This window comes from Haemophilus paraphrohaemolyticus (assembly GCF_002015045.1).
GTDB lineage: Bacteria > Pseudomonadota > Gammaproteobacteria > Enterobacterales > Pasteurellaceae > Haemophilus_A > Haemophilus_A paraphrohaemolyticus.
This window is the reverse complement of sequence record NZ_MUXX01000018.1, coordinates 16462-29157: the sequence shown is the minus strand read 5'-3', so window position 1 is coordinate 29157 and position 12696 is coordinate 16462. Positions and strand designations below refer to the sequence as shown.

Annotated in this window: 11 protein-coding genes; 6 read left to right on the top strand and 5 right to left on the bottom strand. The window is 41.9% G+C overall.

The genetic code is table 11. From position 1 onward, the window contains the following. A partial coding sequence (locus B0184_RS08930) for a YadA family autotransporter adhesin (RefSeq protein ID WP_208609340.1) occupies positions 1-1619 on the top strand: 1619 nt, incomplete at its 5' end. Positions 1620-1735: 116 nt separating this feature from the next. On the opposite strand, the gene B0184_RS08925 is transcribed toward B0184_RS08930, so the two are convergent. The 3 genes from B0184_RS08925 to B0184_RS08915 form a co-directional block, all read right to left on the bottom strand. After that, positions 1736-2299, bottom strand: a complete 564-nt coding sequence (locus tag B0184_RS08925; RefSeq protein ID WP_005708383.1) for a YqgE/AlgH family protein — start codon at positions 2297-2299, stop codon at positions 1736-1738. A gap of 12 nt (positions 2300-2311) precedes the next feature. Further along, positions 2312-3043 carry a 16S rRNA (uracil(1498)-N(3))-methyltransferase gene (rsmE, locus tag B0184_RS08920; protein ID WP_039851196.1) on the bottom strand — a complete coding sequence of 244 codons (732 nt, stop codon included), beginning with the start codon at positions 3041-3043 and terminating at the stop codon, positions 2312-2314. 117 nt (positions 3044-3160) lie between these two features. Next, a complete protein-coding gene (locus B0184_RS08915) occupies positions 3161-3748 on the bottom strand; it encodes a YajG family lipoprotein (RefSeq protein WP_005708377.1) in 588 nt (195 codons plus the stop codon). A gap of 222 nt (positions 3749-3970) precedes the next feature. Between B0184_RS08915 and B0184_RS08910 the strand changes: the two genes are divergently transcribed. Beyond that, a complete protein-coding gene (locus tag B0184_RS08910) occupies positions 3971-5908 on the top strand; it encodes an ABC transporter ATP-binding protein (protein WP_005708369.1) in 1938 nt (645 codons plus the stop codon). A gap of 73 nt (positions 5909-5981) precedes the next feature. Here B0184_RS08910 and B0184_RS08905 read toward each other — a convergent pair whose 3' ends face one another. After that, a complete protein-coding gene (locus B0184_RS08905; RefSeq protein ID WP_005708372.1) occupies positions 5982-7220 on the bottom strand; it encodes a multifunctional CCA addition/repair protein in 1239 nt (412 codons plus the stop codon). A 90-nt stretch (positions 7221-7310) separates the two neighbouring features. Continuing rightward, entirely contained in the window at positions 7311-7820 is a 510-nt protein-coding gene (locus tag B0184_RS08900; protein ID WP_005708378.1) for a peptidylprolyl isomerase, read from the bottom strand. Positions 7821-8019: 199 nt separating this feature from the next. Here B0184_RS08900 and ppc point away from each other — a divergent pair, with 199 nt between their 5' ends. The 4 genes from ppc (at position 8020) to lptB (ending at position 12651) form a co-directional block, all read left to right on the top strand. Continuing rightward, positions 8020-10656 carry a phosphoenolpyruvate carboxylase gene (ppc, locus tag B0184_RS08895; protein ID WP_005708370.1) on the top strand — a complete coding sequence of 879 codons (2637 nt, stop codon included), beginning with the start codon at positions 8020-8022 and terminating at the stop codon, positions 10654-10656. Positions 10657-10815: 159 nt separating this feature from the next. Beyond that, positions 10816-11418 (top strand): LPS export ABC transporter periplasmic protein LptC, encoded by a 603-nt coding sequence (gene lptC, locus B0184_RS08890; protein WP_005708387.1) that lies wholly within the window; start codon positions 10816-10818, stop codon positions 11416-11418. After that, entirely contained in the window at positions 11415-11918 is a 504-nt protein-coding gene (lptA, locus tag B0184_RS08885) for a lipopolysaccharide transport periplasmic protein LptA (RefSeq protein WP_005708382.1), read from the top strand. Before lptC ends, lptA begins: the two co-directional genes overlap by 4 nt. Before the next feature lie 7 nt (positions 11919-11925). Beyond that, positions 11926-12651, top strand: a complete 726-nt coding sequence (gene lptB, locus B0184_RS08880) for an LPS export ABC transporter ATP-binding protein (protein WP_005708373.1) — start codon at positions 11926-11928, stop codon at positions 12649-12651. The last annotated feature ends 45 nt before the right edge of the window (positions 12652-12696 follow it).

Here is a 12696-nt window from a genome sequence, read left to right as displayed (position 1 = left end):
ACAACTCAGGTTGGAAAACGCAAGCGACTAAAGTGGTTGATGCAGATGGTAACGAAGTGGCTAATGCAGACAAATCAACAGCGGTAAACCCAGGCGATACTGTAAACTATGTAGATGGTAAAGGTACGAAAGCGAATGTGGCAGTAACGAAAGTGGACGGCCAACCAGATGTTGTGAATGTGTCTTATGACCTCAACTTAAATAATCACTTAACCCCAGTAGATAACACAACTAAATCAGTAACTAAAGCACCATTTGATGCAGGAACCACTGGCAAAGAAGCGGCAACTGTAAACGATGTGTTAAATGCTGGTTGGAACTTGAAAGCAAACAACGAAGATGTTGATGCTGTAACTCATGCAGATGCAGTTAACTTTACAAGTGATGACGGTTCTGTTGTGATTACACCAACAACAGACGGTAAAACAACTAAGTTGAACTTCTCTGTTGATAAAGCTTCAGTGGCTAACAGTGTAGTAGCAAGCACCAAAGGTAATGCTTCTGTAAACTCAACAACAGGTAAAGCAGTTGTAGGTAAAGACGGAAACGCAGATACCACAGCGGGTGCTGATGCTAAATTTGCGACAACAGGTGATGTTGTTAACACAATCAACAACACAGGTTGGAAAACAAAAGCAACTGATGGCACAGACGTAACTGTAAATCCAGGCGATGCTGTAAACTATGTAGATGGTAAAGGTACGAAAGCGAATGTGGCAGTAACGAAAGTGGACGGCCAAGATGTTGTGAATGTATCTTATGATGTTAAATCAGCAGATACTGATACATTAACCGTTGATGCAAATGGCGTGAAAGTGAATACAGGTTCTCTTGTAAACGCAAGCACAGCGGAAGGCGATGCAAACCGTGGTAAAGTAACTGTGAATGCAGGCGATGAAAACAAAGTTGCAACTGTGAAAAACGTAGCAGATGCAATCAACAGCGCAGCATGGACAGTGAAAGTGGCAGATTCACAAGAAGCTATCGAAACTTCAACGGCTAACGATAAAGGTGCATCTGTAAGTGCAGGTACAACAGTTACTCACACTGCAGGTAAAAACTTAAAAGTTAAACGTGATGGCAACAATGTGACTTACGCGTTAGCGAACGATGTGAGCGTAAACACTGTAACTACTGAAACAGCAACAGTAGGTAAAGGTGATGCTGCAACTACAATCAGCACTTCTAAAGCAGGTGATAACGTAACTGAAGTTAAATTCGGTGACAATGCAGGAAAACCTGTTCGTGTAACTAACGTTGCAAACGGCGTGAAAGAAGGTGATGCAGTAAACGTTCGTCAATTAAATGATGCGAAAGCAAACATCCACCAAAACACTCAAGCTATCGGTAAATTAAACGATAAGATTGACCAAGTGGAGAAACGTGGCAGAAAAGGTACTGCAATTGCTGGTGCAATCGGTATGCTTCCACAACCACATACCTCTGGTAAATCTATGGTAGGTGTTGCAACCACTAACTACCGTGGTGAACAAGCTGTAGCAGTTGGTTACTCACGCTTATCAGATAATGGTAAACACATTATCAAACTAAGCGGTTCATCAAACGTATCTGGTAAGAAAGATGCGATGGTGGGGGCTGCATACGGTTTCCAATGGTAATTGGTTAATGCAGAAAGATAGAATTACTATCTAATGAAAAAGGCTAGCAGAAATGCTAGCCTTTTTGTTTGATGAATAACGAATAATGAATATGAATAATAAAAAATTTGGCAGGTTTAAGCTCTTCCCGCTGCGCTTAACACACCAGATGAAATGCCCATCATCTCATTGGCTTCTAACCAGCGATCAAGATAACCTGTTTTGAATAACGTTTTGTTATTTGCATCGGAATAAATCCACATATTCTGAGCAATTTCTTGTTGTAGCTGCTCGCTATTCCAAGTAGAGCAACCTAAACAAACAATAAAGTGTTCAGGTGCATCTGTTGTGCCTAAGGTATCCAACACATCGCCCGATGTGGTCAGCATAATATCATCTGTGACTTTATAAGAGTGTAAGAAAGATTGTGCCGTTTTGGTGTGGACAATAAAGCCGCGATCTTGGTTCACAGGACCGCCGCTTAATACCATTTGATCTTTTTTATAATCACGCTGATTTGCCATTTGGAAATCCATTCGTGTGAGCAGTTCCAACACAGACAAATCGGTTGGCATATTGATGATTAATCCCATGGCTCCGTTGTTATTGTGTTCACAAATATACACAACGGCACGATCGAAATAAGGATCGTCCATGTCGGGCGTTGCAATTAAAAATTTACCTTGTAAGTTCTCTAACATTCTCTTTTCTCGTTAAATATCACCAAAGCAGACCTGTAAAGCAGTAATTGCCGCAAGAGATGCGGTTTCTGTACGCAATACTCGTTTGCCCAACAACACTTCGGTAAAGCCTTCTGTTTCTGTCATTGCAATCTCTTCGGGAGAAAGCCCGCCTTCAGAACCAATGAGCAATCGCACGCCTTCTTTCGGCATATTCGGCAATTGACGGATAGTATATTGGGCTCTAGGATGTAAATTCAACTTTAGCATCCCATCTTGCTCTTTGCACCAATCGGTGAGCTTCATCATGGGGCGAATTTCAGGGATTTCATTACGTCCGCACTGCTCGCAAGCCGCAATTGCAATTTTCTGCCATTGTTGCAATTTTTTATCTTGGCGTTCTTCATTGAGTTTTACGCCACAACGCTCCGACCAAAGCGGAGTAATGGTTTTTACACCTAACTCTACGGATTTCTGAATGGTAAATTCCATTCGGTCGCCACGAGAAATTACTTGCCCCAAATGAATAGGCAAAGGTGATTCGCGATCATCTAATTCGCTAGCGTGAATTTTTGCAATAATTTGCTTTTTTTCGACCGCTTGTAATGTGGCGTGAAAGATATGGTTTGAGCCATCAAATAAAATAATGGCATCGCCTTCATTCATTCTTAATACACGCCCAACGTGATTGGTGGCTTCTTCGCTAAGCATACAGCTTGTTTGGTTGGCTAATGATGAGGGATGATAAATTCTTGGGATTCGCATAATTTTGTAGAGGCAAATAATATTTGCCCTATTGTGAAGATAATTTGGTATGAAGCTATAGGGCGAATGTAATTCGCCCCTACATGGGAGCAACATAGTTGCTACATCAAAACAATATTATTTATATTGATGAATCGCATTCGCCACTTCGTTGTCGTTATAAATGGCGTTGATCACATCTTGATAGGCTTGGTTTAAGATTTTTTGGATGTCTTTATTATCTGCCCCCAACGCACCTTCATAACCACGGGTAGCATTAAAAGATTTGTTGAAGTTACCTTTTGCACCTTGTACGGTAATATCTACATTCACTTCCGCATTGGTTTTGTGACGAAGATTGCCTTGCTCAACCGTTGCGAAGAAACGTTTTACATTCACTGTAACATTCGCATTCGCCGCACCTTGCACTAATTGGAAACCTTTTGCATTTAAATCTTGTTGTACCGCTTGTTGTAAAAGTTGCACTACTTCAGGGCTTGAAGTTAAGCGGATCACTTCGCCATTTTTGGTGTAAGAAGAGACTTCGCGTGAAGTACGTAAATCACGTGTATTGACGCTTACTGCTGCGGTTTGGTTGTTAGTATTAAACGTTGCCGTTGGAGATGGCGTATTAAATACCAAGACATTAGATTGCGCTTGACAGCCAGCAAGCACCGCTGAGGTTAATGCCGTTGCTAAAAAGAGTGCTTTTTTAGAGAATTTCATAGTGTTTCCTTAAAAATAAATTAACTAAGAGATGTTACTTGTTGTGTAAAAATCTCAATTTGAGATATAGATTATTTATTGCAACGAAGACTAAAGTCAAGTCTATTACACAACCACATGACTGCTCAATATAGAACAAATTGTACATCGAATGAATCAAACATCTCTTCTTTGATTATGCTAAAATATGCTGTTAATTTTAGCATATTTAGTCAATTTATTATGATTTTTTTTACAGATTTAATTTTAAAACGCGGTTTAAATACGCTTTTGGAAAACACTTCCGCCACTATTCACACAGGTCAAAAAGTGGGGCTAGTCGGTAAAAATGGTTGTGGAAAATCTTCGCTTTTTGCACTCTTAAAAAATGAATTACAACCAGAAGGCGGTGAAGTTAGCTTGCCGAAAAACTGGGCAATTTCGTGGGTGAACCAAGAAACCCCCGCACTAGATATTTCAGCAATTGACTATGTGATTCAAGGCGATCGTGAATACACACAACTTATAGCGCAGCTGGAACAAGCCAATGACGATAACGATGGTCATTTAATCGCCACCACACATGCCCAATTAGACACCATTGATGCGTGGACAATTCAATCTCGTGCTGCAACGTTATTAAATGGCTTAGGCTTTAGCACCGAACAACTGAACTCCCCCGTAAAATCTTTTTCGGGCGGTTGGCGTATGCGTCTAAACTTAGCGCAAGCGTTGATTTGTCGTTCAGATTTACTCCTTCTTGATGAACCGACCAACCACTTGGATTTGGATGCTGTTATTTGGCTAGAGCGCTGGCTCACCAATTACCGTGGCACGCTCGTACTCATTTCCCACGACCGCGATTTTCTTGATCCAATCATCGATCACGTAATTCATATTGAACACCAAAAATTGAACGAATATACGGGCAACTACACCTCATTCGAAATTCAGCGAGCAACTAAAATCAGCCAACAAAATGCGGCTTATCAACAACAGCAACGCAAAGTAGCACATTTACAAAGTTTTATCGACCGCTTCAAAGCAAAAGCAACCAAAGCCAAACAGGCTCAAAGCCGTATTAAAGCCTTGGAAAAAATGGAGTTAATTGCCCCAGCCTATGCAGATTCTCCGTTTGAATTTGAATTCCGCCCGCCATTGAGCTTACCAAGTCCGCTATTGATGATGGAAAATGTTGCAGCGGGTTATGGCGACAAAACAGTGCTAAAATCGGTCAAACTTAACCTCGTGCCAGGTTCTCGCATCGGGCTTTTGGGGCGAAATGGTGCAGGTAAATCTACGCTGATTAAACTGCTTGCGGGGGAGATTTCTGCCCTGTCAGGGCAAGTGCAATTAGCAAAAGGTGTACAGCTTGGCTACTTTGCACAGCACCAAGTCGATACGCTCCGTTTTGATGAAAGCCCACTTTGGCATTTGGAAAAGCTTGCACCCGAAAAAACCGAACAAGAATTGCGTAATTACTTAGGCGGATTTGACTTCAAAGGTGATAAAGTGAAACAAGCGGTCGGATCTTTTTCTGGCGGTGAAAAAGCCCGCCTTGTACTTGCCTTGATTGTGTGGCAACGCCCGAATTTACTCTTATTGGACGAGCCGACCAACCACCTTGATTTAGAAATGCGCCAAGCTCTCACTGATGCCCTCACTTATTACGAAGGCTCGCTTGTGGTGGTTTCGCACGATCGTCACTTATTGCGTAGCACGGTGAACGAATTTTATTTGGTGCACGATCATAAAGTCGAAGAGTTTAAAGGCGATTTAGAAGATTATCAAAAATGGCTAAATGAACAAAATGCTCTTGCATTGGCTTCTGCAAAAAAAGAGGAAAATTCGACCGCTAGCAGCGAAGAAAGCACGAATACAAGCGGTAATCTTTCAGCGCAAGATCGCAAGGAGCAAAAACGTTTGGAGGCAGAACTTCGTCAACAAACCGCCCCACTTCGAAAGAAAATTACTCAACTTGAGAAAGAGTTAGAAAAGGCAATGGCGATGTTAAACAAGCTCGAAGAGCTACTGGCAACCAGTGAAATCTACGAAGCAGAAAATAAAGCCCAGCTGACCGAAACACTCACCAAGCAGATCTCAGCAAAACAGAAAGTAGAAGAGATTGAAATGGAATGGTTAGAAGCACAGGAAACGTTGGAAGGGATGTTGAATAGCTAAATATAAAGTGATTGCACAAAACGACTACTTAGGCGCGCTTTAGACAAGCTCATTCGTTTTGTGCAATGCTTACTTAATGTTGTGATTTAATGCGTTTAATTTCTAAAATCCTGCGCTTATTCAACTCATCCCGAATCGCTTGTTTTTCAAAGCCATCTCCAATCACTTGCTGTACATCCACTTTATTTGCCACTTCAAAATATTGCATCGCAAGTTGAGCTTGCGGATATTCACGATCTTCAAAACCTAAGCGGCCTTTGCTATCTGCTTCGCAAGCAAGCAAGAAATCTTTAAATCGATTGGGTTTTCGCCACACATCTAACGTATTAAAGAGCTTTAACACCGTTTCAGGGCGAAGCTCAGCCATTTTATGGCAATGAGTGTGATACTCGGTCACCAAAATCGCAAAGTCTTTGATCTCGCTAGGCACTTTTAAGCGATTCGCTAAATTTCTTGTCGGCTGAATGCCTTTGACTTCGTGTCCATAATGGTGTGGCAAAATATCTTCGGGCGTTAAGCCTTTTCCTAAATCGTGGCAAAGGGCAGAGAAGAGCAAAGCGGTCGGATTTTCCGCCTGTTTTGCCAATTTTTTAGCTTGTGCTAATACCATTAACGTATGTACGCCGCTATCAATTTCGGGATGATATTTTTCTGGTTGAGGCTTGCCAAATAAGACATCAATTTCAGGAAAGAGGACTTTCAATGCTCCTACTTCTCGTAACACTTCAAAATAAATTTGTGGCGAAGGTGTGGCGAAAGCTTTTTGTGTTTCAAGCCAAATTCGCTCAGCAGTTAAGTGATCGAGTTCTCCACAAGCGGCCATTTTTTGCATCAGATTTACCGTGTCATCGGCAATCTTAAAGCCTAAATGGGCAAACCGAGCCGCAAAGCGTGCCACGCGTAATACACGCAGCGGATCTTCCGCAAACGCTGGTGAAACGTGGCGAAGCATTTTGTTTTTCAGATCTTGCAATCCGCAAAATGGATCGAAAATTTCACCGCTTGTGAGATCTTGAGCCATTGCGTTGATGGTTAGATCGCGGCGGATTAAGTCTTGCTCAAGTGTCACATCTGGTGAGAAATCACAGATAAAACCGTTGTAACCTTGCCCACTTTTGCGTTCTGTGCGTGCAAGGGCGTATTCTTCTTTGGTTTCTGGGTGTAGGAAAACAGGGAAGTCCGCCCCCACTTGTTGATAGCCAAGCGAAAGGAGTTCTTCAGGCGTTGAGCCAACGACTAAGAAATCACGGTCTTTTACGGGAATATTTAATAAAGCATCGCGGACGGCACCGCCAACGAGGTAGGTTTTCATTATTTTCAATTGATTTAAATATATAAAAACAGCCCCAAAGGGGCTGAATTATGCGTAACCTAGGGAGAAAGCTCTAGGAGAAATCTGAACTTACTCCACACTCACAGACTCAATCACTACCTCTTCAACAGGCACATCTTGGTGGAAACCTTTATTGCCTGTTTTCACGCCTTTGATTTTATCAACAACATCCATCCCTTCAACCACTTCACCAAATACTGCGTAGCCCCATTCTTGCACCACTTGACGACCAAATAGCTCTTTTGAGCGGTAATCTAAGAACGTATTGTCTGCTACGTTGATGAAGAATTGTGAACTCGCTGAATGTGGGTCTGAAGTACGTGCCATTGCAAGTGTGCCGCGTTTGTTGCTTAAACCATTGTGCGCTTCGTTTTCGATTGGGGCTTTGGTTGCTTTCTCTTTTAAGCCAGAAGTCATACCACCGCCTTGAATCATAAAGCCATCAATAACACGGTGGAAAATCGTACCGTTGTAGAAGCCTTCTTTACAGTAATCTTCAAAGTTTTTTGCTGTAATAGGGGCTTTTTCAAAATTTAACGCGATTTTAATGTCGCCAAAGTTAGTGTGTAATGTAATCATTTTTTGTCCTTATCAGTAAATAAAACGGGCGTATCATAGCAGAGCGAGTAGGACAAAACAAACGTAATGAAAAAACTAAAAAAGAGAAAATTTGCGTTTTATCATTTTTTTCATAAATAAAAAAATTCTAGGTTGAAATTTTAACTCAAATTCGATATATCTACTTTCAGTTAATTTTCAAAATCAAAGAGGAAATATTATGAGCCAACCTCATTCTGGCGTGCGTCAAAACATTCATATGTTGGGCGAATTTTTAGGGGAAACGATTCGGGAAGCACAAGGAAGCGAAATTTTAGATCTGATTGAGAGTATTCGTCAGCTTTCAAAAAAATCTCGTAGCGGCGATGAACAAGCCCGAGAGCAGTTACTGGATAAACTCGCTCATATTTCAACTGAAAATGTCTTACCTGTGGCTCGTGCGTTTAGCCAATTCTTAAACCTCACCAATATTGCAGAACAATATCAAACGATTTCTCGTCACGACTATGATGAAACCTTAGGTAATCGCGCTTTAGGTGCACTTTTCGCCCGCTTGAAAGCGCAAAATACGCCTGTTGAGTTAGTCATTCAAACCGTTGAAAAATTACTCGTTGAGCTGGTTTTAACGGCTCACCCAACCGAAGTAACCCGTCGTTCTTTAGTGCATAAACACGTTGAGATCAACAAATGTTTAGAGCAATTAGAACACGATGATTTAACCGAGGGCGAAAAATTCCGCTTACAACGCCGTTTGATGCAGTTAATTGCGTTGGCGTGGCATACCAACGAAATTCGTGCCGCTCGCCCAACGCCAATTGATGAAGCAAAATGGGGGATGGCAATCATCGAAAATAGCCTTTGGACAGCAGTGCCAGATTTCTGCCGTGAGTTGAATTTCCAATTAGAAAAATATTTTAGCGTGCAACACGATGTGGCACTCGCTCCAGTGCGTTTCTCTTCTTGGATGGGGGGCGACCGCGATGGCAACCCATTTGTGACTTCGGAAGTAACCCGTAAAGTGTTCTATATGAATCGCTGGAAAGCAGCGGAACTCTTCTTAAACGATATCAGCGATTTAGCTGAAGAACTTTCTGTTGTCAATTGTACGCCTGAATTCTGTGAAAAATATGGCGACCATATCGAGCCGTATCGTGTGGTGGTTAAAGGTTTACGTAGCAAATTACAAAATACTTTAACTTATTTTGGCGAGTTAATCGAAGACAAGCCTGTTACTATCAACAAAGAGGACGTGCTATTTAACGATGAAGAGTTGTGGGAACCACTCTTCGATTGCTACCAATCACTGCACGCTTGCGGAATGCGTATTATCGCTAACGGTGGCTTATTGGATTGCTTACGTCGTATTCGTTGCTTTGGTTTAAGCCTTTCACGCTTAGATATTCGCCAAGAGAGTACTCGACACGAAATGGCGATTGCAGAAATTACTCGCTATATTGGTTTAGGCGACTATTCTCAATGGACCGAAGATGATAAACAGGCGTTCTTAGTGCGTGAATTAAGCTCGCGCCGTCCGCTCATTCCAACCAATTGGACACCAAGTCCAGAAACGCAAGAGATTTTAGATACCTGCAAAGTCATCGCTGAGCAGCCAGAAGGCGTGATTTCTGCTTATGTGATCTCTATGGCTCGTGAAGCATCAGATGTGTTAGCGGTGCATTTATTACTCAAAGAAGCAGGCTGCAAATATACCATTCCTGTTGCCCCGCTGTTCGAAACATTGGACGACTTAGATCACAGCGAAAAAGTGATGACCGATTTGTTTAATATCGGCTGGTATCGTGGCATTATCAATAACTACCAAATGGTGATGATTGGCTACTCTGATTCTGCAAAAGATGCGGGAATGTTAGCTGCTTCTTGGGCACAATATCGCTCACAAGAAGCCTTAGTGAATTTGGCGGAAAAACATAATATTAAGCTCGTTTTATTCCACGGTCGTGGTGGTACAGTAGGGCGTGGTGGCGCACCTGCGCATGCGGCACTTTTATCTCAACCTCCTCGTTCGCTCAAATCAGGCTTACGTGTAACAGAACAGGGTGAGATGATTCGCTTTAAACTTGGCTTGCCAGAAGTGGCTGTTGATACCTTGAATTTATACGCGAGTGCGGTGTTAGAAGCGAACTTACTGCCGCCGCCAGAGCCTAAACAGAGCTGGCGTGATGTAATGGATAAAGGCTCAGAAATTTCGTGTGAAATTTATCGTGGCGTGGTACGTGGTGAACCTGATTTTGTGCCTTATTTCCGTGCGGCAACGCCAGAACAAGAGTTAGCGAAATTACCGTTAGGATCACGTCCCTCAAAACGTAATCCAAACGGTGGGGTAGAAAGCTTACGTGCTATTCCTTGGATCTTTGCGTGGATGCAAAACCGCTTAATGTTGCCTGCGTGGCTTGGAGCTGGGGCAGCGTTACGCACAATGATTGAAGCAGGCGATGAAGCAACAATTAAAGAGATGAGCAAAGAGTGGCCATTCTTCTCAACTCGTATCGGTATGCTTGAAATGGTGTTCTCCAAAGCGGATTTATGGTTGGCGGAATATTATGATCAACGCTTAGTCGCTAAAGAGTTGCAACGCCTAGGGCAAAATCTCCGTACGCAATTGAGTGAGGATATTCAAACCATTCTTGCACTATCGAGCGATGGTCAGTTAATGGGCGATTTACCTTGGATTGCCGATTCTATCGCCTTACGTAATGTTTATACCGACCCACTTAACTTATTACAAGTTGAGTTGCTCGCACGATTACGTCAAACGGAAAATCCAGATCCAGAACTTGAACAAGCCTTGATGATTACCATCACAGGGATTGCTGCGGGGATGCGAAATACAGGTTAGAATTGAGCAAAATTACCGTGAAAACTAACCGCTTGTAAGTATTAAAAAAACTTACAAGCGGTTTATTTTTTCACAAAATTTACAAAATCCCTGAACTAACCCTCTCTATGAATATCAAAATTGTGTTATGATTTAGCGTTAAATTTATAGGTATGGGATATGAATAAACGAATAACAGCCCTGCTGCTGGTGATTGTGGCAGCCTTGGTGGGCTGGATGCAATATCAAGCGAAAGACGACGCAAACGGGCTAGATAATCTGATTAAAAAAGAGGGAATGCCAGATTACACAGGAAAGCGAATGTCTACTTCGGTGTTTGATTTAGAAGGCAAACCAGAATATTACGCTGAAGCAGAAGAGATCAAGCGTTATGAAGAGAGCGAAAAAACCGAATTTACAAACCCGTTAGTTAATTTATTTGATAAATTGACCGCTTTAAAGCAGTGGAAATTGAGTGCAGATCACGCAGAAATCAATGCGGAGAGAATTTTGACTCTTTCTGGCAATGTAACACTACAAGCTCTTGAGCCAACTTCAAAATTACAACGTATTGAAACAGATCATCTTTCAGTTAATTTAACTACGCAAGATGTGTTTACCGATAGCGAAGTTAAATCGCAAGGTTTAGGTTTTACCACTACAGGCGTTGGGCTGAAAGGAAATTTAAAACAGCAAGTGGCAACCTTGCTAAAAGATGTGAAAAGCTATATTGAGCCGATAGTCATTAAAGCGGCAAATGAGCAAGAGAAGGAAAAACAATGAAATTTGCAATAAAAACAACCATTTTAACCGCTTTATTAGGCGTGAGTTTATCGGCTCAAGCATTAAAAAATGATACTGATCAGCCAATTAACATTGATTCAGGCAGTCAATCATTAGATATGAATACGAACACGGTCGTTTTTGCTGATGGTGTTACCATTACACAAGGTTCAATTATTGTGAAAGCGAATAAAGTGACAATCGTTCGTCAAGAAAGTAAAAAAGAGACATTAGATGCGGTAGGCTCTCCTGTTACTTTCCAACAAACTCTTGATGATGGTAAGCCTGTAAACGGGAAAGGCTCAAGCGTAAAATATGATTTGAACAGCGAATTTTTAACTTTAACGGGTGATGCGGAATTAAAGCAACTAGATAGCTTTATTAAGGCGCCGTTAATCACTTATGATGTAAAAAAACAGCAGCTTAAAGCAACAAGCGGTGGAAAAACACGCGTGAAAACCGTACTTATTCCAAATCAGTTAAATCAGAATAAAAAATAGGAAAGTTATGGCAACGCTCTATGCAGAACATTTAGCGAAAAGCTATAAAAATCGTAAGGTAGTGAAAGATGTGAGCTTTCACGTAAATACGGGTGAAATTGTGGGATTACTTGGTCCGAATGGGGCTGGTAAAACTACCTCATTCTATATGGTGGTGGGCTTAGTTCGCCATGATAACGGTACAATTCGTATTGATCACGAAGATATTAGCTCGCTACCTATGCACGATCGTGCAAAACAAGGGGTCGGCTATCTTCCGCAAGAAGCCTCCATTTTCCGTCGTTTAAGTGTGTATGATAACTTGATGGCAGTGTTGCAAGTGCGTAAAGATCTGAATGATAAACAGCGCCGTGAACGTGCTGATGAGTTAATTTCAGAATTTCATATTGAGCATATCCGCAATAGCCTTGGACAAGCGCTCTCAGGGGGCGAACGCCGTCGCGTGGAGATTGCTCGTGCACTAGCGGCTAACCCGCAATTTATCTTGTTAGATGAACCTTTCGCAGGGGTGGATCCAATCTCGGTTATCGATATTAAAAAAATTATCGTTAACTTAAAAGAGCGCGGCTTAGGTGTGCTGATTACCGACCATAATGTGCGTGAAACGCTTGATGTGTGTGAGCGTGCTTATATTGTGGGTAGTGGTGAGATGATTGCGACAGGTACACCAAGCCAAGTGCTTGAAAATCCGAAAGTAAAAGAAGTTTACTTAGGTGATCAGTTTAAACTTTAATTCTTCCAATAACGAATGCCATTGAATTTCAATGGCACTTTTATT